Source organism: Paenibacillus kyungheensis (assembly GCF_028606985.1).
GTDB classification, from domain to species: Bacteria; Bacillota; Bacilli; order Paenibacillales; family Paenibacillaceae; genus Saccharibacillus; species Saccharibacillus kyungheensis.
Window position 1 is genome coordinate 3,750,213 of the sequence record NZ_CP117416.1, and the last position, 25,548, is coordinate 3,775,760.

The 25,548-nt window shown below is 38.1% G+C and carries 26 protein-coding genes; 6 read left to right on the forward strand and 20 right to left on the reverse strand.

The genetic code is table 11. The features are described from left to right. The first annotated feature begins 13 nt into the window (after window positions 1-13). Window positions 14-706, forward strand: a complete 693-nt coding sequence (locus PQ456_RS15990; RefSeq protein ID WP_273613177.1) for a response regulator — start codon at window positions 14-16, stop codon at window positions 704-706. Here the strand turns inward: PQ456_RS15990 and PQ456_RS15995 are convergent. The 4 genes from PQ456_RS15995 to PQ456_RS16010 are packed head-to-tail and all read right to left on the reverse strand — an operon-like array spanning window position 690 to window position 5,200. Then, window positions 690-1,604: a glycosyltransferase family A protein gene (locus PQ456_RS15995; protein ID WP_273613178.1), complete on the reverse strand. Its 915-nt coding sequence runs from the start codon at window positions 1,602-1,604 to the stop codon at window positions 690-692. The two genes, PQ456_RS15990 and PQ456_RS15995, sit on opposite strands and share 17 nt — an antisense overlap. After that, window positions 1,567-2,781 (reverse strand): glycosyltransferase family 4 protein, encoded by a 1,215-nt coding sequence (locus tag PQ456_RS16000; protein ID WP_273613179.1) that lies wholly within the window; start codon window positions 2,779-2,781, stop codon window positions 1,567-1,569. The genes PQ456_RS15995 and PQ456_RS16000 overlap by 38 nt, the downstream gene beginning before the upstream one ends. Before the next feature lie 12 nt (window positions 2,782-2,793). Continuing rightward, window positions 2,794-4,077 carry an MATE family efflux transporter gene (locus PQ456_RS16005; RefSeq protein WP_273613180.1) on the reverse strand — a complete coding sequence of 428 codons (1,284 nt, stop codon included), beginning with the start codon at window positions 4,075-4,077 and terminating at the stop codon, window positions 2,794-2,796. 1 nt (window position 4,078) lies between these two features. Next, window positions 4,079-5,200, reverse strand: coding sequence for a glycosyltransferase family 2 protein (locus tag PQ456_RS16010; protein ID WP_273613181.1), 1,122 nt, complete (start codon window positions 5,198-5,200; stop codon window positions 4,079-4,081). A 370-nt stretch (window positions 5,201-5,570) separates the two neighbouring features. Between PQ456_RS16010 and PQ456_RS16015 the strand changes: the two genes are divergently transcribed. Then, window positions 5,571-6,524 carry a DMT family transporter gene (locus PQ456_RS16015; RefSeq protein WP_273613182.1) on the forward strand — a complete coding sequence of 318 codons (954 nt, stop codon included), beginning with the start codon at window positions 5,571-5,573 and terminating at the stop codon, window positions 6,522-6,524. 375 nt (window positions 6,525-6,899) lie between these two features. On the opposite strand, the gene PQ456_RS16020 is transcribed toward PQ456_RS16015, so the two are convergent. Both PQ456_RS16020 and PQ456_RS16025 read right to left on the reverse strand, forming a co-directional pair. Next, window positions 6,900-7,532 carry a restriction endonuclease gene (locus PQ456_RS16020; protein WP_273613183.1) on the reverse strand — a complete coding sequence of 211 codons (633 nt, stop codon included), beginning with the start codon at window positions 7,530-7,532 and terminating at the stop codon, window positions 6,900-6,902. Window positions 7,533-7,832: 300 nt separating this feature from the next. Continuing rightward, a complete protein-coding gene (locus PQ456_RS16025) occupies window positions 7,833-8,381 on the reverse strand; it encodes an NAD(P)H-dependent oxidoreductase (RefSeq protein WP_273613184.1) in 549 nt (182 codons plus the stop codon). A 211-nt stretch (window positions 8,382-8,592) separates the two neighbouring features. Here PQ456_RS16025 and PQ456_RS16030 point away from each other — a divergent pair, with 211 nt between their 5' ends. Beyond that, entirely contained in the window at window positions 8,593-8,973 is a 381-nt protein-coding gene (locus PQ456_RS16030; protein ID WP_273613185.1) for a winged helix-turn-helix transcriptional regulator, read from the forward strand. Between the two features lie 89 nt (window positions 8,974-9,062). Here the strand turns inward: PQ456_RS16030 and PQ456_RS16035 are convergent, their stop codons facing one another. After that, window positions 9,063-10,841, reverse strand: a complete 1,779-nt coding sequence (locus PQ456_RS16035; RefSeq protein WP_273613186.1) for an acid phosphatase — start codon at window positions 10,839-10,841, stop codon at window positions 9,063-9,065. A gap of 188 nt (window positions 10,842-11,029) precedes the next feature. Between PQ456_RS16035 and PQ456_RS16040 the strand changes: the two genes are divergently transcribed. After that, entirely contained in the window at window positions 11,030-11,920 is an 891-nt protein-coding gene (locus tag PQ456_RS16040; protein WP_273613187.1) for a sulfurtransferase, read from the forward strand. Window positions 11,921-11,999: 79 nt separating this feature from the next. Here the strand turns inward: PQ456_RS16040 and PQ456_RS16045 are convergent, their stop codons facing one another. Together PQ456_RS16045 and PQ456_RS16050 are read right to left on the reverse strand one after the other, a co-directional pair. Continuing rightward, window positions 12,000-12,929 (reverse strand): VanZ family protein, encoded by a 930-nt coding sequence (locus tag PQ456_RS16045; protein WP_273613188.1) that lies wholly within the window; start codon window positions 12,927-12,929, stop codon window positions 12,000-12,002. Between the two features lie 324 nt (window positions 12,930-13,253). After that, window positions 13,254-13,700 (reverse strand): hypothetical protein, encoded by a 447-nt coding sequence (locus tag PQ456_RS16050; RefSeq protein WP_273613189.1) that lies wholly within the window; start codon window positions 13,698-13,700, stop codon window positions 13,254-13,256. 311 nt (window positions 13,701-14,011) lie between these two features. Between PQ456_RS16050 and PQ456_RS16055 the strand changes: the two genes are divergently transcribed. Further along, window positions 14,012-15,226: an FAD-dependent monooxygenase gene (locus PQ456_RS16055; protein ID WP_273613190.1), complete on the forward strand. Its 1,215-nt coding sequence runs from the start codon at window positions 14,012-14,014 to the stop codon at window positions 15,224-15,226. Between the two features lie 163 nt (window positions 15,227-15,389). Here PQ456_RS16055 and PQ456_RS16060 read toward each other — a convergent pair whose 3' ends face one another. The 8 genes from PQ456_RS16060 to PQ456_RS16095 all read right to left on the reverse strand — a co-directional run bounded on the left by PQ456_RS16060 (window position 15,390) and on the right by PQ456_RS16095 (window position 20,539). Then, complete coding sequence (locus PQ456_RS16060) at window positions 15,390-15,749, reverse strand: hypothetical protein (RefSeq protein ID WP_273613191.1); 360 nt, start codon at window positions 15,747-15,749, stop codon at window positions 15,390-15,392. Next, window positions 15,724-16,398, reverse strand: coding sequence for a hypothetical protein (locus PQ456_RS16065; RefSeq protein ID WP_273613192.1), 675 nt, complete (start codon window positions 16,396-16,398; stop codon window positions 15,724-15,726). The genes PQ456_RS16060 and PQ456_RS16065 overlap by 26 nt, the downstream gene beginning before the upstream one ends. 228 nt (window positions 16,399-16,626) lie before the next feature. Continuing rightward, window positions 16,627-17,130 carry a hypothetical protein gene (locus PQ456_RS16070; protein ID WP_273613193.1) on the reverse strand — a complete coding sequence of 168 codons (504 nt, stop codon included), beginning with the start codon at window positions 17,128-17,130 and terminating at the stop codon, window positions 16,627-16,629. Window positions 17,131-17,365: 235 nt separating this feature from the next. Further along, window positions 17,366-18,010, reverse strand: coding sequence for a FusB/FusC family EF-G-binding protein (locus tag PQ456_RS16075; RefSeq protein WP_273613194.1), 645 nt, complete (start codon window positions 18,008-18,010; stop codon window positions 17,366-17,368). Window positions 18,011-18,296: 286 nt separating this feature from the next. Beyond that, window positions 18,297-18,797, reverse strand: coding sequence for a P-loop NTPase family protein (locus PQ456_RS16080; RefSeq protein WP_273613195.1), 501 nt, complete (start codon window positions 18,795-18,797; stop codon window positions 18,297-18,299). A 75-nt stretch (window positions 18,798-18,872) separates the two neighbouring features. After that, on the reverse strand, window positions 18,873-19,433 hold the full coding sequence (locus PQ456_RS16085) for an AAA family ATPase (RefSeq protein WP_273613196.1): 561 nt from the start codon (window positions 19,431-19,433) through the stop codon (window positions 18,873-18,875). A 17-nt stretch (window positions 19,434-19,450) separates the two neighbouring features. Next, entirely contained in the window at window positions 19,451-19,981 is a 531-nt protein-coding gene (locus PQ456_RS16090; protein ID WP_273613197.1) for a hypothetical protein, read from the reverse strand. A 129-nt stretch (window positions 19,982-20,110) separates the two neighbouring features. Beyond that, entirely contained in the window at window positions 20,111-20,539 is a 429-nt protein-coding gene (locus PQ456_RS16095; protein ID WP_273613198.1) for an oxidoreductase, read from the reverse strand. 154 nt (window positions 20,540-20,693) lie between these two features. Here PQ456_RS16095 and PQ456_RS16100 point away from each other — a divergent pair, with 154 nt between their 5' ends. After that, window positions 20,694-21,458 carry an SDR family oxidoreductase gene (locus PQ456_RS16100; protein WP_273613199.1) on the forward strand — a complete coding sequence of 255 codons (765 nt, stop codon included), beginning with the start codon at window positions 20,694-20,696 and terminating at the stop codon, window positions 21,456-21,458. A 284-nt stretch (window positions 21,459-21,742) separates the two neighbouring features. Here the strand turns inward: PQ456_RS16100 and PQ456_RS16105 are convergent, their stop codons facing one another. From PQ456_RS16105 to PQ456_RS16115, 3 genes are all read right to left on the reverse strand, one after another. Continuing rightward, window positions 21,743-22,768, reverse strand: a complete 1,026-nt coding sequence (locus tag PQ456_RS16105; RefSeq protein WP_273613200.1) for an NAD(P)/FAD-dependent oxidoreductase — start codon at window positions 22,766-22,768, stop codon at window positions 21,743-21,745. 1 nt (window position 22,769) lies between these two features. Next, window positions 22,770-23,744, reverse strand: a complete 975-nt coding sequence (locus PQ456_RS16110) for an ABC transporter substrate-binding protein (protein ID WP_273613201.1) — start codon at window positions 23,742-23,744, stop codon at window positions 22,770-22,772. Window positions 23,745-23,855: 111 nt separating this feature from the next. Further along, window positions 23,856-25,475: a helix-turn-helix domain-containing protein gene (locus tag PQ456_RS16115; protein ID WP_273613202.1), complete on the reverse strand. Its 1,620-nt coding sequence runs from the start codon at window positions 25,473-25,475 to the stop codon at window positions 23,856-23,858. Between the last annotated feature and the right edge of the window lie 73 nt (window positions 25,476-25,548).

Genomic DNA, 25,548 nt, shown 5'->3' on the forward strand with positions numbered 1-25,548 from the left:
TTATCCAGAGCTTATGAAAACCCAAAGTATTCTGTTTGTTGATGATAATAAGATGGTATTAACGATTCTTGAACGCTGGTTAGAAGAGGAAAATTTTCACATTCATATGGCTAATAACCCCAAAGAAGCTTTACGGATTATTGAGCAACACCACATCGATGTTGTTGTATCTGATTTGCTAATGCCAGGTATCGATGGGCTTGCTTTTTTAACAATGATGAAAGCAGATTATCCCCACGTCGTCCGCATTATTTTATCCGGTCATTTACATACACAATCGATGCTAGCTGCGATTAATCAAGTGGGAATTTTCAAATTTCTTACCAAACCGTTAGAACTCACTGACTCGTTGAAGCAGATATTTTATGAAGCATTACAACAAGCCGAACGAAATCAATTGGCTCACCATGCTGAGCAACAGTTCGCCAATCATTTATCGGCATTTATTATCGATATGATGAAGGTAACCGATCAACCGTATGTATTGCTCAATCATGATCATCTGGTTATTGCTCATCATCACTCGTTCGCTCACCTGTATACAGTCGGACAATCTCTGCTTCATCCGAGCTATGACGGTATTCAGTTAGATTCACATTCGTTGTATATTCCTCGTCACGAACTTGAAAATTATCAATCATCGATTTGCAATATCCGCCAGTTAACATTCGGAGATACTTTATTGCGATTTATTTATTTTCATTAATAGGTAACGATTGGGCAGAACGGGAACTGCTTTGCAAAAGTGCAGTTACCCCGAGCACGCTAAGGCAGATATACATCCATACCATTCCGACTGTTAACAACGGATGACATAGATAACAAATCAGATTGTCACGTGAATACAATACCGGACGGAAAAAGTACCATCGCTCTAACGCTTTGCGTAATCCTCCTTCTTCTGTAGAAAGAGTACGATCCATTACGGAGAAATAATACGCTTTTTTACGTAATACATCATTCAGATATACTTGCTTTTCATCATGGTAAATACGCGTAAAAGTAGCACGCCGAATCTCTCCGCCTTCTTCTACATAACGTAATGTCGGTTGAATTTCTTCAAATGCGATTTGATCGGCATTAAATCCACCTGTTGATTCATAAGCATCTATACGCCAGAATCTTGCTGCTTCTATCGAACGCTTACCCAGTTGCTCTCCTGCATTATTAATTACGTTACGTTCAAACACTTTCACTTTAGAAAAGAAGTTAGTTGCTGTTGAATAGGCTTCTTCCGGTACAACCAGTGCCCCCACTTCAGGATGTTCATTCAAAAATGAAGTGCACTGACTTACTAGCTGATTCGCCAAAATCATATCAGAATCAATCACAAATATATACTTTGCATTCAATCGCTGTGCTTCCTCAATCGCTGTAACTCGCGCTACCCCACGTTCTCCATGAGGCAATGCCAATACGGTGATCGGAACAATACTCTCTTCGGACAACTGCTGAATCGTCTGAACTGTATGATCGCTAGAACCATCGTCTGCAACAACGATATGAAGAGATTGATAATCATGCTGATTCATACAGCTACGTAGACAATCCACTACCGTTTGTTCATTATTGTACGTGGAGAAGAGGATGACGACTTTGTCCATGCTCTTGTGCCTCCTTTACCAGATGATCAACAAATGTATCGAATGCTGCTCCGGTATGATTAAAATGGAATTTAAGCGCATATTCATATGCACGCTTACGCATACCTGCATAATCTTCTCCGCCCATTGCGGCACGCTCCATTTGCTCGGATAATCCTTTTACATCGCCATGAAAGCAGAGATAGCCTGCTTTGCCAAAATCAGTCGCATCAACAAGCCCTGGAGAGTTACTAACAATACTTGGTGTGCCTACAGCCGCCGCTTCGGTTACCGTCAATCCCCATCCTTCACGTAAGGATGGAAATACCAATGCTTGCGCCCGGCTCATCAATTCAAGCTTGCGTTCTTCAGAGACAAATCCATGAAAAATCACATCTACTTCTGGATCATTTTCTTTACCGTACGTTAATCCATATTGATTCATAATCGGCAACAATGCACACTGTACATACTCTTCATTTGTGCGACCAGCAATCCACAATTTAGCCTGCGGAAATTTCTTTTTCAATTCGCCAAAAGCTTGAAACACCAGATCAATTCCTTTGTATTTCACAAATCGACCGACATACATAAAAGTAGGTTGCTCTTCTTTCGGTAAAAATTGCTCTGGCTGCCAGTGCTCAAATTCAATTCCTTCCGGCAATAAATGAACACGCTTGGCATCAAAGCCCAGTTGTAACAAATCATAACGAGTCGATGGTGATACAGTGATCGTCTGATCTTTTTGCGCTAACTTCAGCATCCATGGCTCTAGTGCATGACCGATATGATTCAGTGGAAAGCTAGCATTTTCATACCAGATCTCACGAGTTAATTGATGGATAAAAAAGATGCGTTTGGCTGGTTCTACCCAGAATGAAGTGAAGAATTGATGTGTATTGGATTGATTGACCACATAATCAATTTCGTTACGATGCTGACGATAATACCGAATCGCATGACCGATCACACTATAGATATTACCTTGACGAATATAGGTCACTCCATCGATCTCTTCTTCAGCCGGTAACCCTGCAAATTGAGGAGCAAAATGAATAAAACGATAGCGATTTTGCTGGGAACGTTTTAACATTTCATGAGTAAAAATTTCTGCGCCTCCACTTTTGGGAGAACGAATATCACGCCATGATAATAGTAGAATAGTGATTTGATCTTTTTTTACATTGATAGAATCCATAGTCTTGCTCCTTCAATTCAAAATAGTAGGGTCATGCGGCTGAACAGAATTGGATCGGATCGTCTGACGTGGATATAAATACCTCCACGCATCGATAATAAAATAAATAGCTAACACGCTATATAAGCAAAGTTCAGCATACAAAAAGCTTTGTGGGCTTGTATGCCATGAGCCAAATGAAATCAACAACAATATAGCTCCAGCAAGCATTCCCCACATAAATGTACGCCGTCCCATCAGTACGTGAACATGTACGAAAAAGAGCACAATCGAAAATAACCAGTATACCCAACCACCCAGTATTAAATATTGTTCTGCGGATTGATAGGCTTTGCCAAATAGTAATGGAATCGACATTGGAAAAATAAATGTAGTTCCGATATAGACACAGATCGCCGCGCAAAACATCAATCCACTGTAGATACCGATCAATTGACGTAATCCTTTTTTGTTATCACCGTTAGCTCCCAACTTGGGGATAAAAGCTGCGATCAGACTATACGAGACATAATAGACAAGTTGACTATATTTCAGTGCAATAGCATACCCACTGCTTTGTACAGGGAAATAATGCTGTACTACAATCATGTCGATAGAAATAAAAAACAATACAAACAGATTGGTAATCAGACTATCTGTAAAATCCTGACCAAGTGACTTCCAAATACCTGATAACTGATGGGTCTGTGCAGTTGTAGAAGATACTCTATGCTGACGAATACTGAATATCCATCCATGTATCAATGACAATAACATTCCTGCGCAACTACCAATCAATACAGCTTTTAATGTAAATCCTGAAGCTGCCAGTATAAAAAAGACCGTCAATTTACCAAGTACTTCGATATAATAATTAATGTTGAGCGCTAACATACGTTCTTTGCCTTGCATATCACCACGGGTCATACTCACAATCGTATGCAGGAAAACAAGTATGTAAAGGAGTAGTAATGAACTAGCATCAACGCCAAGCATCGAACGCAATACAGGTAAAAGCATCAATAGGATAATACATGAAGCCAGGCTCAATATTATGGGTGTTTTGATCAACAATGCACCTAAAGGCAATTGCTTGAGCGCTAATGTTCGATCTTCTTTTGAGACCACTTTGGCTGTTAACAGTTGAACCGATAAGCCCAGAACTGACAATAAAGCGAACAAAGCCAGTAACGCATTTGCTTGTCCATAAGCAGCCCCTGTTAAGTACCAACTAGCCGCAATATGAAAGAAAAAATTGAATCCGTTTAGTAACACATTAAAAAAAGGAAAAAAGATAGCACGTACCCGACTGATCATTTTAACGCACCCGCCGATCCAGTCGCCAGATATCGATTAAAGATCGCAAAAAGCGAGCTGAATCTTTCCACACTTCAATATGCGAACCTTCGCGGTCAATACATTTGACAGGAATCTGTAACACACGTAATTGTAATCGTTTGGCAATAAACATCATTTCCAGATCAACTGCTAGTCCAAGCTCTTGCTTTAGATGAGGAAACATTCGCTTTACGGCTACAGAACTCATAATTTTGAGACCGGTCTGTGAATCAATCACACCTGTTGGCAAAAATGGCCTACAAATCTGTCGTTTGCAAAAGCTGACTATTGAACGTACCAGTGACCGATTTTCGGCGGTCATGTCTTTGGTGCCAATCACTACATCGTAATATCCTTGCCTGACCACATTGATCATTTTGGCAATATCCTCGATAAAAAAGGAATCATCTGCATCGACAAATACATAATAATCAGCTTCTATCGTACGCATTCCTTCTAAATAGGTGCCTGCTTTGCGTGTATTACGCTCTAATTGCTGGGCTTTGAAAAGCGGGCTAGCATTACGATTAATTCGATTGATCACCATACTTGTTGAATGTTCTAACGATTCTAAAAGATGCTGCGTTCTATCCAAGCTTCCATCGTCTATGACATAGATAGAACCTTCTACCAGATGACTGCGAATAAACGTTTGCAACCGTTCTGCAAATTTTTTCACATGAATAAACCGCTCTTCTTCGTTGTACACCGACAAAATAAAAGCAATATGCGGGCTTTTAGCTGGATATTCGGGGTACAATAAACTTTGAATTTCAGAGAGCATTTCTTCGCTATGATTATCTTTCCAGTACAATAATCGCAATCGACCTACTCCTGTAATGCGCACGAGATGTTGATCACTGACAGGCTGAGCAACATCAGTAATTAACAATAGTGCCATTTGTGGAAAATACAGTCTGATCTGATTAGCCGTTTGTACAGTTCGTTCAGGATCTGTATACGCGATAATGCAACAACGTGCAGTCTCATACATTTCCAGTTCATCCGGTTGATCACAAAACGATGTTTCGTAAAAATAAATAACATTTTCGTAGTCAATATTTCGGATATGATCCGTAAAAATGGTTATATGTCCATGCATGAAAGTACCCTCCGTTTAGTGCGGATACCTTATTTTGTCTAAAAAGGATTAAAAATGTTTTTACTTTAGTATAAAAGTACTACTTCTATTTTTAATACTTTATTAACAAAATAACATATAATCATTGATATAAAAGCATTTTTTATAAATAAAAACTAAAAAGCAAGATGTTAAGAGTTTTATCTTTAGACCTATTTTTCTTAAAAATTAGAAATAAATGGTTCTTTTTTACTAGTACTAAAGATTTTTATTGTGTCAATAGGAAGATTTTCGAGTAATCGTTTCCAGCTTGTAAGGGATAGAGTATAATCATAAAGGCATAATTCTTCAAAAATAAACCAATATTATACTTATATTTAGGAGCACATCTATGAATCCACATGCAACCTCTAAGAGTCCTGCTATTCCTTTAGAAATTCTTTATGTGATTGGTATTCTGGCTATTTCGTTTTCTTCTATTTTTATTCGCTGGTCAGATGCAGAAGTATCGGTGATCGGTATGTACCGATTATATTTCACCAATTTACTATTATTACCGCTTGCGATTCGCTATCGCAAAGAACTATTTCGGATTCAGCCCAAAACATGGTTGATGTTAGGAATTTCAGGCTTGATGCTTGCTCTACATTTCCTGCTCTGGATGGGTTCGCTACGCTTAACTACTGTAGCTAGCTCCACTGTGATCTTGACACTGGAACCCATTATGGTCGTTATTGGCTCCTATTTTCTATTCCGCACCCATACGAATCGATTTATGATTATCGGTATGGGTATGGCTGTTATCGGATCGGTGGCGATCGGTTGGGGAGATTTTGCCCTTTCAGGAACAGCATTACAAGGCGATATTTTATCGTTTCTTGGTACGATTGCAGTGGCTATACATATGCTGATCAGCAAACATATTCGTTCTCATATGGAAGCTTTGATTTATAATTTCTGGGTGTTCTTTATTGCAGGTAGTGTAATGGCACTTTACAATCTGTTCAATGATATTCCGTTTACCGGTTATGCTGCTAAAGATTGGGGCGTATTCTGGTTACTCGCTATTGTGCCTACTCTATTTGGACATTATTTGTTTAACTGGCTTTTGAAATATATGAATGCTGGTGCTGTGTCTATGGCGGTATTGGGTGAACCCGTTTTTGCTTCACTGCTTGCTTTCTGGTTACTGGGCGAATCGTTAACAGGTATTCAATTAGGTGCTGGTGTATTGATTTTACTCGGAGTATGGGTATTTATTCGATTCGGTAAAGACAAAACTGAAGCGTTAGTACCTCCTGATCTGATGGCGACAGAAGAAGAAATGGTAGAGCGAGAGAAATAAAATGCAATACGATGCATAAATGATGTGCAATGAATTGGGAGTTCAACACTGCGGAGAAATAATCGTTCTTTTCGTCGCTGTTAAGGACAGATAGCTTGATAGATGGCTGAGCAGTCGATATCTATCCTTAAAGGCGAGCGCTTCGCTCTTCAGTACGATTATTTCTCCTCCGCTTCGCTTGAGATGATCATTTTATACACCTTAAAAATCTACAACAAGTATAGAAAATTACGGCTTGTATCATAGTATTTCAAGTTATTTCTTTTAATGAAATTTAAGTATGTAATATGTTTACTTTTACATTAAATCATTCTATTTGATTATTGTTAAAGTGAATCAAAAAAGGCTACTTCCGGATTAGGGAAGATAGCCTTTTTATCTACTTTTACGTGTACGATAAGTTGATCTTCGATTTGTTTGTTGTTGCCAGGGGGAAGAAAGAGTAACAGGTTCACTTTCAATGATGTCCATCGCTTCTTCATGATCGTTGGACTTGAAATCTTCGATCAATTGAATCAGATCGTTGCGATCCAGTAACTTTACAGCATTGACTCCGGCAAGTGTCTCACAAGCTTTGGTAAAATAAGAGGATGTGAGTACGATACATTTGTCAGCTTCATAATAACGCATCGACGAATAAATTTCTTGTACAGCACTGAGTCCGATTTTGTTATGTTCAGCATAGCATTTGGCTTGCAGTACGTTGCGTATTCCTTCTCGATCGGTAAATACCAGATCTGCTCCGAAATCTCCACTCCCCTGCGTTTTGTATGTATCTTCATATCCTAATTCGGTGAAAAAGTGGTATAGATAGCGTTCAAATTCTGATCCTTCCATCTGATCGATATCCTGCATCGTAATACGGTAAGGATCAAGCTGTTGTCGGCGTATTCTGGCTCTTCGGCGCGATATACTTTTGATTACAAGTATGATGATCAATATCGCAATTATCGCTATGCCCGCATAAATCCATAGCGAATACTGCGCAAACATGTCGTTGATATTCATGATGATGTTCTCCTCTAATTTATCGTTACCCTGAGTGTAACAAAAAAAGACTTGAACCGAAATACAAACGTTATACTGGAACGCTACTGGCTCAAGCCTTTTTCTAAAAGAGAGAGATAGATAAGTACAAGCAATAGAGAAAAAGAGTACTACAAGAATTACTAACAGGAATTATAAAAGGAAATATATCGTATAGTGAACTAGCTTTTCATTAAGCTTATTTTCGGTCTAATGTATATCTATTTTATTTCTTACGATAAACCATCTCTACTGGCATAAAGCTATCTTTTATCCACTATATTATTTGCGAGCAACTTCACTCTGATGTTCTATAATGTAGTTGATATAGTCTTTTGCACTTTGATTAATTTGTTGTTCTGTTGCTTGAAAAGATGCGCCAAACATAGCGAAGTGTGGCAACGCTATAGCTCCTATATGTTGCATACTGGCTTGAAATGGACTCAGTAATTGTTCTACTGTAAACATGACCGAACCTTCTGGACGATAATTTTCTTGCTTGTTTCCAATCGCTATCGCTAAGCCTATCTTTTTACCGTTCAGCTTATTACCAGACGATCCATACGCCCATCCATATAAAAATACATCATCTAACCACTTTTTGAGTAACGGTGGATAGCTATACCAGTAAAATGGAAATTGTAAAATAATATGGTCATAGGCTTCTAGTAATTGTTGTTCTTGAGCTACATTGATATTCCAATCAGGATACGCTTGATATAACTCATGAATAGTGACTTGATCCGGGTACTGAAGCAACTCCTGGTGCCAGCGTTTATTGACTTTGGACGTTGCAAGATTAGGATGTGCTAATATAATCAAAGTTTTCATCAGATCTGATTTCCTTTCGTTATGGGAGAATATTGCCATTATGATATAGCTTGACGGAAAAGAAAATACACACAATAAAGTCATGTACTTACTTTAAAGTGTGTATAGACTTTACCTTCGATCTGATGTAACAATAAAGAATCAAGCTTGTGATCAACGTTGATCCCAGCTCAATCTGAACAGCAAAATAGCTTAAACGGAGGGATATAGAATGAAGCAATATCATTTAGGTATAGAAGCGACACTTGAAATAATCGGTGGGAAATGGAAAGCTTTGATCATCTGTTTGTTAATGTTATCTGATAAGATGCGTACCAGTGAATTACAACGCAATATTCAAGGCATTTCGCAAAAAGTACTCATTCAGCAATTACGTGAGCTTGAACAAGATGGGCTAGTCAGTCGATATGTCTATCAGCAAATGCCTCCCAAAGTCGAATACTCTTTAACCGAATACGGCAGAACTGCCAATACTATTATAGAAATGATGTGTGCATGGGGCACAGAAAATATTTATATCCGCCAGCAACAAGGAGAAGACATTGAACTATTAGACAACGAATTAACGCAGGATTTTAAATACACTATATAAAGATCGCTTGCTATATAAGATAAAAAAGCACAAACAAAAAGCCATCTATAAGATGGCTTTAGCGATATCAATCACTACGCAATATTTAATTATTTTTTGCTCACTTTTAATTTCACACTAGTATTAGTATAGATCGCTTTGACACTATAACCTTTAGGTAATCCTGTTGTCGTGATCGAAGAGAATTGTCCATGTTGCACAGATTTCTTGCTGATTACAATTTTCATACCATTTGCTGGCACAAAGTTATTGGTAAAGTTCAATTGTAGCTTACCGTTATAACTAGCTTTTCCTTTGATTTTCAAAAGATCTGCTTTGCTTCCGATATTCAGTTCCAGTGTACCTTTAGCATTTTGTTTGAAATCACCATCAATCGTCCACATGCCAGTAGTCTGCTCAGCAAGTGTACCGCCCTGGTTCGTTACATTTCCACGTCCAAAGGCTGTCGCTGTGGTTCCTTCGAGTGTACCTTGCATCACCGTTGTATTTCCGCTAAATGTGTTTTTACCTTCTAGATAAAGCGTTCCTGTTCCCTTTTTAATCAGACCGCCTTTGCCGGCGATAGCATTACGCCAGTGATCTTCCTGATTGAATCCACCTTTGTAAGCATCCATCGTCACTGTAACATTACTCATAAATGCACCATATCCATCGGCTGCGGCAAATAAATTCAAACGTCCCCACCCTTCGGCATCATCCAATACAGGATAACCGGAAGGAATTCCTGTTGTTGCCAACACAGCACGACGCTGTTGGTCGTTCAAGTACGGCTGGCGGGTCTCTAACAATACTTCTGCCCCTTTAGGTACGGTTACAGGTTGGTCTTTAGCAGATACTTGCGGGAAATGGTATGTTAAGCGTTCGGTATACATTTTTTTATTTGCTTGGTAATCGCTGAAGCGGTCTGGCGCTGTTCCTGTTTGTGTTATTAATACTTTTTGAGCTTGTTGGTATGCTTGCTTTTTCAACTCTTTGTTCGCTGGATCATTCAAAATCGCCGCAGATAGAGCGGTCGCCATCACACGTCCACCCATCACATCAAAAGGAGAATGCATGCCTGCAACTATTCGGTTATTTCCAAGTTCAGAAGCACGCGTCAATAGCTCCTGATAGCGTTCTGGAACAGCATAAGCCATTGCAAAAGCACTTAAATATGCCGCATTCGTATGTCCACTTGGGAATCCACCATCAGACGTAGGATCAGACTTAATCTGTGGAACTAATGTTGGAATAACCAGTGCTGGCGAATCCCAACGGAAAGGACGTTTGTAATTGTAAAAGCCTTTTGCTGGATTGCTCGATGAATAATCTCCACGTAACTTGTTCACCAGACTGACAACACTTCCCAGACTGGAGTTAGGATCACCTGCATTGTTCCCTTCATCATCATACTTTTGCGTGGTTGCATCTGCCGGAACGTCTGTAATCGTTGTCGTGGCTCCTGCATCTTTGCGATACACATCTGTCAGTGAACCCAGACCGTCCATGACACTGTAACTCTGGTTGCGGCGATCATCCAGATAAGCCGCTTGCGCTTGACTGGCTGTACGCTTTTTGGCGATATCTATAACCATTTGAATATTCTGGTCTAAAATTTTATGATTCACTGCTGTACCAGAATCCCATGTCGTACCCGGTGTCCATAACTTTTCAAATCCAGATAAAACACCAATCACAGGATTCGATGACACAGACAGATGGTCTTTCGTATTGTTTTTATAATTTTCTACAAAATAACCCCATGCTGGCTTAACAGGAGTCAAAGCATCTTTGGCTTCTGCCGCATGCGAATAATGTCCACCAACCGTACCTGCGAATACAGATAACGTCAGGGATAGTCCTAGCATTTTGAACTTGGATAATTTCATAATAATGTAAATCCTCCTCAACATTGCGTATCTATGTACTTTCCACATCTTACGGTACTTTTGTTAACGCTATATCTGCTATTTATATGAAGTTTGTTAAACGTCTTTACTTATTCCAAATAGATACCTGTTGAAATATCATGTACACTATACAAAAAGACATTACAGTATAGAAGGAGCTACATATTATGCAAAATATAGTATCAATGAAATGGCTACTTGCTCGCTTATATGAACCGGATATGGTGATTGTAGATTGTCGGTTCTGGCTCAATGACAAACCTGCTGGGGCTATCGCTTATCAGGCAGAACATATTCCGGGTTCAGTCTATCTCGATTTGGAAACAGATTTGTCGGCTCCTGTTACAGCACATGGTGGTCGCCATCCGTTACCTAATGTAGATCAACTGGCACTCACTCTTGGCAAAGCTGGAATTCATTCAAATAGTCGTGTCGTGGTGTATGATGATAACAAAGGTCTTAATGCTGCTAGATTGTGGTGGATGCTTCATTATGTAGGACATGAGCAAGTGTATGTATTAAACGAAGGATTTACCACTTGGAAAAATGCGAACTTCCCTGTCACTAGCGATCAGCCTGTTGTGATTCCAACCACTTTCGTTCCAAATGTACAGCCTGAACTGTTAGCAGATATTGAAGAAGTTCGTCAGGTGTCTCAAGCTTATATTTCGGCAGAGTCTACTTCTTCTGCTCAGACGCAGGATAACGCTTCTTTGCCTGTACTGATTGATTCTCGTGAACACAAACGTTACTTGGGACTGGAAGAACCGATTGATTCCAAAGCTGGTCATATTCCTGGAGCAGTCAATTATTTCTGGTTAGATATTCAACATGGTGAAGAAGATCAATATGATGATGTGGAGCAGTTGGAAAAACATTTTGCAGGATTGGATAAAGAGCAGCCGATTATTGTGTATTGTGGTTCTGGGGTGTCGGCTTGTCCGAATGTGTTGGCGCTGAACGAAGCTGGGTACAAGAATGTGAAGTTGTATAGCGGGAGTTGGAGCGACTGGATTAGTTATGAGGAGAATCTGGTGGCTACTGGTGAGGAAAAGTAGCATTCTAAGATAGTTAACAAAGAAGCGAATCCAAGTCGTTATTAAGACCTGAATTCGCTTCTTTGCTGTTCTATCGTATTTATTCCCAGAAATGCTTCATCTCTCGATATCCCACATCCCACACCTTTTCATTTCCTTCTATCGTAATGGTAATTTCGTTCGCTTGTTCGAAATACCAATCAAATACTTGTGGCGTACGCAATGGATCATCTTTTTCGAAATTGGATAAAAAGATTTGTCGCCCGTCCACAGAAACACTTACACTTCCTTTCAAATCTTTTTGGTCTGGAATTCCATAATTTAAGTAAAAATAAAAATCTTTGCCACCAAACTTATAAGTATACGTTTCGGATTTCTTATTGTTTGCATCATATACATTAAATTGAGGAGTGATTTTTTGACCCTCTATTTTGAAAGGAAGCAATGCAATTTTTTTCGATGTGACTCCACTGCTGTTTTCCCACTCGTTTAAAGCAACAAACGATCCCGGATTTTTGGCAACAGCTTTATCGATTCCGGCACCGATTCCCCATGATACGACCAATAGTAAAATAATACAAATGCCCATAGTGATAACACTTCGCCAAGTACCTTTCATACGAATGCTAACGCTATAAGCCACGAAACCGATCACTGCGCCGGATGAATTTTTCAACACATCGCCTATATCGAAGCTTCCACGTAAGGTAAAAGCCTGTATAGTTTCAAGCACAAGGATAGACAACATAAACAAGATAATGAATCGAACAAATTTTATAGGATACAACAGTGGAATTAAGATGCCAAAAGGAATAAAAGCCGCCGTATTTCCTAGACTCACAATATCCATTATCGTTGGGTGTAAAAATTCTAACGGATTAGGCAATTTAAAAAAATTATCGGGTACAAAGATAAACGTGTAACTGTCAACTTCAGAATCGCCTCTACCAAAAGCAAAAAACATAAAATAAAGAATGAAGAGCGTATACAGCAGTGTTGTGGTGAGAATAAGTCTACGTCTTTTTAACATTGTTAGCTCCTTTGGAAAAAAATTGTTCAATACTCTGTATAAAAGACAGATTTTCGCTTTCTTTTGTATCCATTTCTTAGGAGCCTAGTATTGAACAAGTCATTAAAACCACAAAAAGTCTCGTGAAATAGCAAAAAAGGATTGATCCTATACCGCGACCAATCCTTTATATATTTACTTTTGTATTATTATTGTTATAGATTCAGTTAAGTATAGATACCAAGCTAAGAGCTATTTAGTTACTCCACTGTTTGTATCCCAAAACCGCAAAATTAAGATTCATACTTGACTTACATTTCTAAACGTATCTCCTTATGTATACTATTATTTTAAAGCTACACTGGCTTCTGTTAATCGATCTTGAGCTTCTAAATATCGTAATGTTTGTTCAATAACTTCATGATTTATTTCTTTCAATATAAGTAAATGACTAATATTAAAACCTGAAAGATGCGCTTGCTCTTCAAAATAATGTATCAGTTTAGAAGGAGTTGTGATTAGACACCATCGCTTACTTCCATCTGAAAAAATAAGATCAACCTCCAACAAATCATAGTCTATTGGATCATCTTCTGACTTCCATTCTTTCAAATACGGTAATGTGATATTTCCATCAATAAAATGGGCTTTAGATATCCAAATTAATCTGCCATGGTTACCAGATATTCTATACTTATCGTCACGCTCGTTGTTTACGATATATTGATTGCCTCTTTTAAGCGCATGCTCATATACACCTACACTACAGCAAGTTACAATCTGTTGATCCATAAATGGATTTACTCCTATCTTTAATTCAGTATTTTTGATGTCTATCGATACTTTATTACATTATAAAACCATTTGTTTAATTGATAAGAGAACGGTATACTTCAATAAATTCAAGAATATTGCTAATCATTTGATAACAAAACAACCGAAATATCTGCTCCACAGTTTCAATTTCTAATCACAGCGGGTAAGGAACATCTAACTGCATCTCTCCACTTTTCACTAAGGGTGAGTTGTGGTTTTTTATGATTGACTTTAATTATGCTAACGTATTCATAATGGCGTATCTACACGTCGAGAGGAGCAACATCATGACGGTTCAAAAAGCGCTGATTTCAGGTGCAAGTATTGCCGGGCTTAGTACGGCATTCTGGTTGAGCAAAGCAGGTTGGGAAGTTACGGTTATCGAACGTGCAAGTGCTTTTCGTGATGGTGGACAAAATGTCGATGTGCGTGGCATTGCGCGTGAAGTTCTTCAAATGATGGGCTTGGAAGATCAAGTTCGCAACCAGACGACAACAGAAGAAGGAACTGCATTTGTAAATGAAAAAGGGCAAATCGTCGGTGCATTTCCGGTAGAGGATTCAGATGGACTGACGGCTGAACTGGAAATTCTGCGTGGAGACTTGGCACGTATTATTTTAGATACGTTACCAGAACAAGTTCAGGTTCGTTATGGTGACTGGATCGAAAATATTGTAAATCGCAAAGAACATGTTGAGATTGACCTGCATTCTGGCAAAACCGAAATATACGATTTGCTTATCATCGCAGAAGGTGTACGCTCTAGAACACGGGATAAAGTGTTTGGAGATCGTGTATCCAGACGTGAACTGGGTCTGAATATCGCATATGGTACGATTGAGCGACAAACTGGAGATGATCGATGGTGGCGTTGGTATACAGCTACAGGTAGTCGCCAAATTTCACTTCGTCCTGATAATCAAGGAACGATACGTGCGATGCTCGCATTTAAAGATCGCGATCGTAATCTTGCATCTATTCCTTCAGAACAGGCTCGTACAGAATTGCGTACTATTTTTGCAGGAGCTGGCTGGGAAGATCAGCGTGTGATTGATGGATTTGCTACATCAAAAGATGTTTACTTTGATTACCTTACGCAAATTATGATGTCCACATGGTCAGAAGGCAGAGTATGTGTTACCGGTGATGCGGCTTGGTGTGTGACTCCTATCGGTGGTGGCGGATCATCGCTCGCATTGATCGGCGGATATGTTCTTGCGGCATTCCTATCACAACCTGAATCCAATGAAGCAGACGGAATAGCTATTTGTCTAAACAAGTATGAACAATGGATGCGCCCTATTGTAGATAAAGCACAGCATTTGCCGCCTGGAGCTCCCGATCTATTTTATCCTAAAACCAAACTTGGAGTCGGCACAATGCAGACCCTTGTACGAATCGCTAGTATGGGTCCTATTCGCAAACTTGCTTCCCGTATCGGTCATGTAGCCCGTACTGACCAACAACTACCTGATATCAGACTTGTACAGACAACAATATAAGTATTTTATTTATAAAATTCTCTGCACACATAAAATGGATATTATAATTGTATTGACCTGATGTTTAGCCTTCTTCATGTACAGGTTATCTCCTATAAAAGATACAGAACTTTGCTTTCTGTCCAATCTCTTATAGGAGAATAATGTTGTATATAATCAAAGTTTAGAATTTTCCTTGAGATACTCCGGTTATTTTTTCGATTATTTGAGGATCTAATTTTAATTCTATCATTTTTCTTATCAAATTATCTCTTTCAGTCCATATTCCAAATGCTTTCCCATTTTCAAATCCATCGTCTCTGGCTTCTTCAATATCTTTTGAAACATCCATATACTCACTAGTTAATTCACCGCACCACGAAGATTGCTCTTGATCATACATAATTTTCGCTTCTACCTGAATATCCTCAGCATATAAAATGATTTTTTCTCCATCGATAAGTTCAAAATAGTTCATATCAAAAGCAGGGATTCTTATTCTATTAGGATTAGGGTTATTAAAATCTGTACATATCTTTTTCATATTGTTCTCCTTCATTTGCCTGATGTGTACTTAGCAAGTTGATCATAAAGTCAAAAAGCTCTATAGAATATCTATGTTTATCGGTACAATGTGGCAATTCATTTCTAATCTTTCCTATATTACTCTCAATATCAACCGATTCGATAAAATGTACCAACCCCGGACAAAAGTCATTTAATGCTTTAAAATATCGTTTGTGCGGTTCAATAAATTGCAAATTCAATTCAAACCCTCTTCTTAACCGAGTAGAATCACCTGCTTTGCGTTGTCTGAGATTAGCTTCATCGGTATAAAGAACAAAATAGGTATCTGGAAACCCTAACTTCTGTTGCTCTATCAAAGGACGATAGAAACGTTCGACAAATGCCAAACTTTGCCCATCAAATAAAGTAAAATCAAAAGACCAGTTATACCAGAATGGTTGAAATAGATCGATATCAATAATAACTTGTGTATGTAATTCTTTCTCCAGCGCAATATTCCATCGATCCAATTGTCGCTCAAAAAACCATTCAGGATATGCTCGTTCTGGCTTTTCCCACCAAGCCGCAACTTCGGGAATGTGAAACGCTTGGTTTTCCCTAGCAAGTGCAATCGAAGTTGCCGTTTTCCCTACGGCACTTGCGCCTTCAATACTTATAATCGTCATAACCTATCCTTTCTTTCATTTTCTAAATTGTTTGGATGCAATAAAATCATAATAAACTGTAATACAATCATAAAGGGCTTGATATTCATTCTACAAGATAAGTACAAAAAAGAACTGATCATTGAAGATCAATTCTTTTGTATGCAACATATACATCGTATAACTATATCGCTATCTTTGATTCTCTATTGATGATAGCAAGCCGATACTTCCTGATTGACCTTCTAATCAGCTCGTCCACTGCTTATATCCCATAACTGAAAAATGGTTATTTGTGCTATTCACAATAATACGGAAGTTTTTATAGTCATTTTTAGGTAATTTCAAATGTTTTTTCTGGATTTTGGAATAAGGTTGGAATGGTGTTACAAATACAGGTTCCCATCCTTTGTCTGTCTGAGCTTCTAGACTAAAAATAACGACTTCTTTGTTTTGACCTTCGAAAGGAAAAATAGTGAATTGTACATCTGTTATTCCTTCCGCATTGATATTATCCAAAATACGTGGTGTAGAGCTAGCCACGAATGTATAAATAATATAATAATCCAGATCAGGTACAGGATCTCCTGGTTGTGGCGGTTCTGGTATAATAATCGGTGCTGCTTGCGTACTACTAGAAGGCGTTTCTGCAAAAGCAGTAGACGATTGACCTGCCAAAGCACCTACAGATGCGAGACTTAATGTTAAAGGAATAACTAAAAGATTTTTTAAGAAATGATTAGAAATTTTCATCATATCTTCCTCTCGTTATTATTATTGACTTACTGTGCATCTATTTGCTTCTATATTGCTGATCATCCTCCTTATTTTATTTGAATATAATTAACCTATTTAGTTAATTTATTCCATTTGAAATATATCATATTTAGAAATAAATGGATATAAAAAATAAAGAAATAAAGGTTATTTATTTCTGATTGAGATTCACATCACAAAAAAAGATCGCTCATAGAGCGACCCTTTTGTATTATTTCCCCACTGAAGCAATAAACTTCTCCAATGCTGTAGTATCAGCAATATTATGATTACATTCTTCATGATCTATGCAAATATACTGACCCACAGAAGCAATATTATCTGGTGATCCACTTGCTTTGATTTTTACATTAAAAAATCCTAGCTCACGATGTCGATTACAAAACATACAAAATCCTTTTTTGTTCATCGAAGTCATCTGTCCTTCAATCCCCACCATCTGATCTTGATACGGATACACGATATACAGACGATTTGTAGCAATATCTGTCCATCTTAAATACGTAGTATGTGTATAATCGATCATTTCTAGATTAGGTGTTTTGAGCTTTTTGGCTTTGGGAAATAGCTTCTGAATCTGCTTTAATGATACTTCTGGAAATGGAATCACATAAGCATCCAGTTCATCCAGATAATTTTCCAGATCATGAGTTGCTTCATAAGTAGACAACTGTTCTAACAGACTTTTTTGTTCTGGAGTTAAATGTTCAAAAGCTTGTATAACGTTCATAACAGCAGTTTCTCTAACCGTTTCTAACACTTTGCGATCGCCAACGCTACGCATCGTTTTCAACAGAAAGTCTGCCTGTTTTTTAATAAAATTTAATTGATCATTGTGAATAAATGGTGTTTGCATTGCTTTCAGCCCCTTATATTTATTAAATCATTCATAAGGTGCAAAGCCTACGTATACCCACATACGTTAAAAACCGGGCGATATCATTACATTTATCGCGCCCTACACAAAGATATGCGCCCCGTTTAGGCTTTGCGTAAGGCCTTTGTAGTGAACGAGCAATCTAGCACTGCTACCAACATTGCCACGGTATGACCCCCAATTCAATAGTATATGAAAAGTATAGCAGTAATTTGAATTTATTGACAAGTTATCGTCTAGCCTTGTTTTCAATCTACCTTCGTTTTTAATGACTTGATAATTGATCTACCAACTCTTCTAATTGCTTCTTATTGCGTATAATCACAACTTTTTTGTGTTGTTTCACTTGCTCCAATTTTTCTAATGTTTTAACTCGATTTCTTTTCCTATAATTCCATACCCATTTCAAAAAACCGATATCAAGCTTTTCGGGGCAATCTTCATTAAGATCAGGCCTTGTTCTGCCATGATACTGTATTCTTCGCTTCACAATTCGATACATACATAACCATCTAGGCATATCCAAAAAGACAATAACATCGGCTCGCTCGATCCGTATATCTAATGTTCTAGAGTAATTTCCATCTATAATCCACCGATCTGTAAGCGCAAATTCTGTGACTTTCTGATCCCATGCTCCCTGCTCTGTTGCTTGCCAGTAATAACGGTCTAGATGAATAATAGGTAATTGTAATATTTTATGTAACTTTTGTGAAAGAGTCGACTTTCCCGAACCTGAACAACCAATCACTATCACCCGATCCATGATATCTCCTCCTTTTTCCAGATATTGATTTTATATTGGAAAATTAATGATATCCATAGCGCTTATATGACTTTGTTACAATTCAAATGTTTCTATAATCAGTTGTGCCACCGTATCTGCGGATAGATTACTGTTATTGATTCGTACATAATGTTGCTGTTGTATCTCACCAGGTAATGAGTTGAGTCGATACGTTTGACTCGTTTCAATAAGTTCATTTTCTGACCATTGTATATTCCGCTTTGTAGGTTTGTGTAATAGTCTATGCTCGGTTTTGTTTCTTAGTTTGCGTTCTTCGAGATCGGCTTCAAGCTCTACGAAATAGATATCTGCTCCTCTAGAGCGAAAAAGACTTGTAACTTGTTCGATATAGTCCCAATCACTTTGTAGATCGAATGCCCATACATATGTAAAAATCAGTCCTTCTAAACTACTTTTGGATACTTCTTCAAATATCTCTTGCCTAATCAAATGTACCAATCGCTTGCCCGCAGATGTGCCATAATCGAAAAAGGTAGACACCAGATCAATCGACATATGATTGTGAAATAATTTGAAATTCGTTTTAGCTGCAACACTCTGACCAACTGTCATCTTCCCTACTGCTTGTGGACCAAATATGATCATAAATTTCATCATGATTCTCCTATTCGTCAGCTTTCACTATTGCATAGTACACATCCATGACATGTTATATAAATATCGTGCTTTTCACACTTTGGATATCCTATTGGAATCGTTGGTCGATCATCCCCTTCTTCAATCTCTGCCCACTCTAAATAATTTTTGATATCAACATGTTCTTCATTAAATACTTCAATCATTGAATAAAACTGCTGTAAGCAACTTATAATAAATTCTGGTTGAGGTTGATAGCTTAATTTTTCCCAACCTAGTCCATCTATTGCTTTTAAAATCACTTTCAATATAAAGCTTTTTTCTATCGCAAAATGTTCAATCATCCATGGCATTTCATCAATATCAAAACTCACTGTTCCCATACCAACAACAGATTGATCTCTTTGCGCTATCCAGATTGTCAGTTCTTTTTCACGATTGGTTTGCGCTAATAAAGAACCACTAATCGATAAAACTTCAACAAAAACAGATGTTAACCCGTTAGACATACCTATAGATTCGACACTATCATTCAACGCTGGTGGTAACGATATAGAGTTTGACATATTTTTGCTCCTTCAAAGCATAATAATCTAGCAAATAGATATATAAACTGATTAAAAATAATTAGCTATTTATACTTTACTTTAACGAATAAATAAACTATTTGATCTATTTTCGCTTTCATTATGTTTCTATCTACTCTTACTTATTAACTTGTTATATTGTTCCCACTCAAAATAAAAAGGACCGATAAGTATAGTTTTATTATCTGGCTCTAGCTTAAAATCTCTCCATACCATTAAATCTGCTTCTTTTTCTATCAAAACGGAGATAAATCCGCATTCTTCATCCCCACACCAGGGACAGACTAATAGTGGATATCTATAATATAGATCAGGATGCATCTGTTCTAATAACAAATAATCTAAGATTTGCTTTTGATACTCTTCACCTCCCCATCCTAACGCGGGAATCCTATCATATTGTTTTAGCATAGTATAAAGAGATTGGCCATCAATTACAAAATCAATAAAAGTCACATTTTTATTTCCCTCTTGTTGAGGATCGAACTCATCGTATCGCTGTGTACTTTGTAGCTGTAAATGATTGATGTTATGCATATATTCTCCTTGTTATGTATTTCTTTATTTAGTATATCAGCCCTTTTACCAGTTCAACATGCTCTTTTTTGTACAAATAAGAGATAAGACACTTTTCTATCTATTTATTTGATCTTTAATCTTAACCAAATCAATGAACCAAAGGAGAATCATTATGCAGCTTACAGGGAATACGATATTGATCACCGGTGGAAGTGCAGGAATTGGACTTGCTTTTGCAGAGCGTTTTTTGAAAGCTGGTAATAAAGTGATTGTCTGTGGACGACGTGAAGAGGTTCTGCAACAAGCAGAGCAACAATATCCAGCATTAATTACACGTGTATGCGATGTGGAAAATGAAGCCGAACGGATTCAACTATTGGATTGGGTCACCACTCACTATCCGGAAGTAAATGTGCTTGTTAATAATGCAGGTATTCAGCAACGCTTAAATGTATTAACAGCAGATGCTAAGAACCATTGGAGCGATTTTAGCAAAGAAATCACGATTAATGTTGAAGCACCTATTCACCTTTCAATGTTGTTTGCTTCTTATTTTGCGACTCAACAAAATGCTGCTATTGTTAATGTTACTTCGGGATTAGCTTTTACACCGTTTGTGATTGCTCCTATCTATTCAGCAACCAAAGCAGCACTCCATTCATTTACGATGAGTCTTCGATACCAGCTAGAAGATACATCAATTGAAGTGATCGAAATTGCACCTCCTGCTGTAAATACAGATTTAGGTGGAGCCGGACAACATACTCAAGGCGAGCCATTAGATGCTTTTGCAGATGGTATGTTTGAAGGATTAGCCGCAGGTAAACAAGAAATTGGTTACGGTTCTTCGGTAGATCGCCTACGAATGTCACGCGATGATATCGATAAATACACCAAGCAAATGTACGATATGACTAAAGGCTTTTTGAAATCATAAAATTTTTACAGTCCTAAACGTAGTACAATTACACAATAATTATTCCAAGTGAAGCTTATACTATTAAATCCAATCATATTTTGTTCTGTGTAGTACTCAAAAAAAGAGTCCCTCTGTAGTTTATACAAAGGGACTCTTTTTATTTTGTTTTACTTGCAGTAGTTCTTATTTAATTATAATAATTTATGCTTATTTCAATCATTACTTGTATGATATTTTGGATGTATCGTTATTGGGTATACTCATTTCTTAATCAATCATCATGCTATACTTGCTACGCTAACTTATGAATGAATACTTTTATTTTTCTCATAAAAACGCGCATTATGAGAAGACACGCCTGCCATATGAGAAGCATCCGGTTCTAGATACAATTTGGCTGCATTGACCGCAAGTACAGCATCATTAAATGCTCCAGCGATCAGTCTGACTTTGCTTCCATATGTGATACAATCTCCTGCTCCAAATACGCCTTGAATATTTGTACGCATACGTGCGTCTACAGATACTCCGTAATCTTCCCGTTCTAGGCCCCATTCCATCAGATTACCGAAATTACGATCGTATCCATGATTGACGATAACTTCATCTACTTCAATGTGTTGTAGTTCGTCCGTATGCATATGTGCAATTTCAACATATTCGATCTTATCTTGTGCACCATGTAGATGAGCAATGCGATAAGGGGTGTGTACATTGGCAAAAGATTTCATCTGAGCAACAGGGTGTTCATGCCCTCCAAATTCATCCCGTCGATGAACCACAGTCACCTCCTTTGCTAATCCAGCCAATTCATTTGCCCAATCTACTGCCGAGTCTCCACCACCAGAAATCAATACCCGTTTACCGGCAAAGCGAGAAAGATCGGTTACTGTATAGTGTAGATTAGTAAGCTCATACTGATTCGCGCCTTGAATATCTAGCTTCTGGATCTGAGTCATTCCTCTACCGATACATAATACAATGGTGCGTGTATAATGACGGTCGCCAGTTCTGGAAGTAAGCATTAACACACCATCTTCAAGACGTTCCAGATGAGCAATTTCTTGACCAAAGACAATTGTAGGTTCAAATGTTTGAGCTTGTTTCTCCAAAGATTGTATAATCTGCTCACAACGGGTAGGTTCAATTCCGCCTACATCCCAGACCAACTTTTCCGGATACGTACGCATAAATCCACCAAGTTCATGCTTAGCTTCAATAATCTTCGTACGCATCGCCCGCATGCCACTGTAAAAAGCAGCATACATTCCCGCTGGGCCGCCACCAATAATCGTAATATCGTAAATATCGAGCGGTTGAGTATTCATCTTATTTCACCAACTTTTCGACAACATTATTCATTAACAATACTGAACCAACAGGGCCTACTCCATGGACAAAATCACTTGTTTTCAACGGGAAAACATGATCGTTTTTGACAGCAGTTAGACTTGCCCATACTTTGTTTTCTTTTAACCTTTTCATCGATTCGGTATTATCGTGATCTTTCAAAATCCGATCTTCGACAAAAATATAATCAGGATTCATATCAGGTAAAGCTTCGAGTGATATTGGAGAAAACCAATCGGTCGAGTCTTTGATCGCTTCAGGGCTATGTAGACCTAGCGTTTGATAAAAGAATGCACTACTATTCGCAGCTTTGGGTCCCATTACACGATAACGTTCGGATTCAACACGCAAGATCAATACGGTTTTATCACCAATTGCTTGTTGAATTTGTTCTCTAGCTTGTTTGGCTTTGGCATCGAATGTGGCTAATACCTGTTGAGACACTTCTGTTTTATCGAAAATAGCTGCCAGATCAGGCATGGCTGTTTTCATTTCACTATCTGCATTAATCGCTACAGTTGGTGCAATTTTGGATAATTCTTCGTACGTACCCGGCTCCATACCAACACCAATGCCTACAATTAGATCAGGGGATAATGATAATAATTGCTCATAGTTGTATTGATATTGCTCTGCTTGAATCATTTGCACGCCATTCTTCTCAAAATAAGGTGCACGATAATCCGGCTCTACCTCAGGTACAAAAATAACCATCTGTGGCGGAACACCCATTTCAATCAAATACTCTGCATAGATCGAACTAAGCACCAGTACATTTTGGGGATGCTGTGGAATCGTAACTTCCCCGAAATAATCTTTGACTACTTTGGTACCTGTATCTTGCTCAGTAGCTGCTGCTGTATTAGCTTCTGTATTCGAACCGCTAGCACAAGCGGATAACAACAAGCTGCATATCATGACTAGTATTCCCCAACTTAACAACCGACGCGACATATCTGTATCTCTCCTTATATGATAATGATTATTATTATCATATAGTATCAGACAACAACTCTTCCTTACATGGGGAATCGTGCGTATTGATTTGAATTATTGTGCACTCTTTTACAACTCACCTGTCAGATTAGTCACAATTTCATTTAACAACATCTTATATCCTGTAATCCCTCGTCCTTCTACCCATAGACGTGTATCCATATCGAACACTTGATGTTGTTGAACAGCCTTTAACTGTTGCCATACATCACTTTCTAGCAATTTTTGCATACTCTCATCGGTACTGAACTGCTCTATCATTCTTTTTTCTATAAACAGATAATCAGGATTGGCTGACAATAACAGCTCTAATGTACAAGGATTGAACCATGACTTGCCTTCTTGTAATACTTCGGGTGCACTCAATTCCAATTGGCTATATAGTAACTTAGCTACACCAACAGCATCTACACCTAAATAACGATAACCGTAAGGCTCTATTCGCAAAACCATAATCGTTGCTTGCGCATCAATGATAGGTTGAAGCTTTTGTCTGGCGATCTCGATCTCTTGTTCTAAATGAATTTGAATCTGCTCTGCTTCTGCTTGCTTGTGAAATATAGACGACAATTGTTGCAGTAACGTTAGCACATCAATACTCAAGTTCGTAATAAAAGGGGCTATCGCACGTAACTGTTGTCTCACTTCTTCAGACCAGACATTACCGATCAGCAATTCTGGATTTAGTTGCTGAATCTGCCCAATATCTTGTTCATACTGTGCCATCTCTACGATCTTTACACCATGTGCTTCAAATTGTTGTAATTGATGAGGTGCTAATAGAAGCGGTGTCACTATCACTGCATAAGGGATAATACCGAGATTGATCATGATATCAGCGCAGGTTGCAGAAAGGCATACTATTTTACGAGACGATAGACTTCCTGCATACAGACTTGGCGATACACCGACAACCTGCTTGAATCGTCGGCTAAAATAATGCGTATCTTCAAAACCAGACTGTTTGGCAATGTCTTGCGAATTAGTCTGGGTAAAGATCAATTGTTCTTGCGCACGATACATACGGAAAGAAGCCAGATAATCAAGCGGTGGCTTTCCATATCGTTCACTAAATTTACGCGAGTAATACCAGGGGCTCACTCCGGCAATCTCTGCTAACTGTTTACGGGTGATCACTTGATCATAATGAGTATGCATATATTCAGCAGAACGGATAATGCCTTGCGTTAGCGTTTGCTGATCATCAGTTATATGATGTTGAGCTTGATATATATAGTTGAGCAATTCATAGATAATAGATGGATATTTTACTGATAATTCATATTGTGAATCTGAACTTTCTTTGCTCAAATGTTGACTGATATTCGCAACAACCCCACCTGTTAATTGCACTTTCTGATAGGTTCCTTCTGCTGGAACAGACCATAGATAAGGGCTCCATGTTGACGTATTTTCGGTCAGCACATATGTATTAAATTCAATGCACCAACCGGATAGATCAAGTTGACCACCTTCTAATACTTCAATCAAAGAATATGCTTCTACTGCAATCAATTGCCCAAATGATACTTGAATACGTTCACCGTTTATTTTCCAGATCGCTTGTCCATCTATAATAAGAATCAATGCTGGATATATAAAAGAATGGAATGCTCCTACAGACATCCATTGATGTGTTAACGATTGAGTCGATTTCCATTGTACAATCCACTGATTTTCAACTGACATTCTAACTTCCCTCACGATCATTCGTATAAGCTTGCTGTTATGAATATTTGAATTGAAGCTCAATTTACTTTTT

Excerpts from the sequence above, each read along its gene's own strand:
- PQ456_RS15990 (WP_273613177.1), top strand. The coding sequence starts at position 14 with ATGAAAACCCAAAGTATTCTGTTTGTTGATGATAATAAGATGGTATTA.
- PQ456_RS15995 (WP_273613178.1), bottom strand. The coding sequence starts at position 1,604 with ATGGACAAAGTCGTCATCCTCTTCTCCACGTACAATAATGAACAAACG.
- PQ456_RS16000 (WP_273613179.1), bottom strand. The coding sequence starts at position 2,781 with ATGGATTCTATCAATGTAAAAAAAGATCAAATCACTATTCTACTATTA.
- PQ456_RS16005 (WP_273613180.1), bottom strand. The coding sequence starts at position 4,077 with ATGATCAGTCGGGTACGTGCTATCTTTTTTCCTTTTTTTAATGTGTTA.
- PQ456_RS16010 (WP_273613181.1), bottom strand. The coding sequence starts at position 5,200 with ATGCATGGACATATAACCATTTTTACGGATCATATCCGAAATATTGAC.
- PQ456_RS16015 (WP_273613182.1), top strand. The coding sequence starts at position 5,571 with ATGAATCCACATGCAACCTCTAAGAGTCCTGCTATTCCTTTAGAAATT.
- PQ456_RS16020 (WP_273613183.1), bottom strand. The coding sequence starts at position 7,532 with ATGAATATCAACGACATGTTTGCGCAGTATTCGCTATGGATTTATGCG.
- PQ456_RS16025 (WP_273613184.1), bottom strand. The coding sequence starts at position 8,381 with ATGAAAACTTTGATTATATTAGCACATCCTAATCTTGCAACGTCCAAA.
- PQ456_RS16030 (WP_273613185.1), top strand. The coding sequence starts at position 8,593 with ATGAAGCAATATCATTTAGGTATAGAAGCGACACTTGAAATAATCGGT.
- PQ456_RS16035 (WP_273613186.1), bottom strand. The coding sequence starts at position 10,841 with ATGAAATTATCCAAGTTCAAAATGCTAGGACTATCCCTGACGTTATCT.
- PQ456_RS16040 (WP_273613187.1), top strand. The coding sequence starts at position 11,030 with ATGCAAAATATAGTATCAATGAAATGGCTACTTGCTCGCTTATATGAA.
- PQ456_RS16045 (WP_273613188.1), bottom strand. The coding sequence starts at position 12,929 with ATGTTAAAAAGACGTAGACTTATTCTCACCACAACACTGCTGTATACG.
- PQ456_RS16050 (WP_273613189.1), bottom strand. The coding sequence starts at position 13,700 with ATGGATCAACAGATTGTAACTTGCTGTAGTGTAGGTGTATATGAGCAT.
- PQ456_RS16055 (WP_273613190.1), top strand. The coding sequence starts at position 14,012 with ATGACGGTTCAAAAAGCGCTGATTTCAGGTGCAAGTATTGCCGGGCTT.
- PQ456_RS16060 (WP_273613191.1), bottom strand. The coding sequence starts at position 15,749 with ATGAAAAAGATATGTACAGATTTTAATAACCCTAATCCTAATAGAATA.
- PQ456_RS16065 (WP_273613192.1), bottom strand. The coding sequence starts at position 16,398 with ATGACGATTATAAGTATTGAAGGCGCAAGTGCCGTAGGGAAAACGGCA.
- PQ456_RS16070 (WP_273613193.1), bottom strand. The coding sequence starts at position 17,130 with ATGAAAATTTCTAATCATTTCTTAAAAAATCTTTTAGTTATTCCTTTA.
- PQ456_RS16075 (WP_273613194.1), bottom strand. The coding sequence starts at position 18,010 with ATGCAAACACCATTTATTCACAATGATCAATTAAATTTTATTAAAAAA.
- PQ456_RS16080 (WP_273613195.1), bottom strand. The coding sequence starts at position 18,797 with ATGGATCGGGTGATAGTGATTGGTTGTTCAGGTTCGGGAAAGTCGACT.
- PQ456_RS16085 (WP_273613196.1), bottom strand. The coding sequence starts at position 19,433 with ATGAAATTTATGATCATATTTGGTCCACAAGCAGTAGGGAAGATGACA.
- PQ456_RS16090 (WP_273613197.1), bottom strand. The coding sequence starts at position 19,981 with ATGTCAAACTCTATATCGTTACCACCAGCGTTGAATGATAGTGTCGAA.
- PQ456_RS16095 (WP_273613198.1), bottom strand. The coding sequence starts at position 20,539 with ATGCATAACATCAATCATTTACAGCTACAAAGTACACAGCGATACGAT.
- PQ456_RS16100 (WP_273613199.1), top strand. The coding sequence starts at position 20,694 with ATGCAGCTTACAGGGAATACGATATTGATCACCGGTGGAAGTGCAGGA.
- PQ456_RS16105 (WP_273613200.1), bottom strand. The coding sequence starts at position 22,768 with ATGAATACTCAACCGCTCGATATTTACGATATTACGATTATTGGTGGC.
- PQ456_RS16110 (WP_273613201.1), bottom strand. The coding sequence starts at position 23,744 with ATGTCGCGTCGGTTGTTAAGTTGGGGAATACTAGTCATGATATGCAGC.
- PQ456_RS16115 (WP_273613202.1), bottom strand. The coding sequence starts at position 25,475 with ATGTCAGTTGAAAATCAGTGGATTGTACAATGGAAATCGACTCAATCG.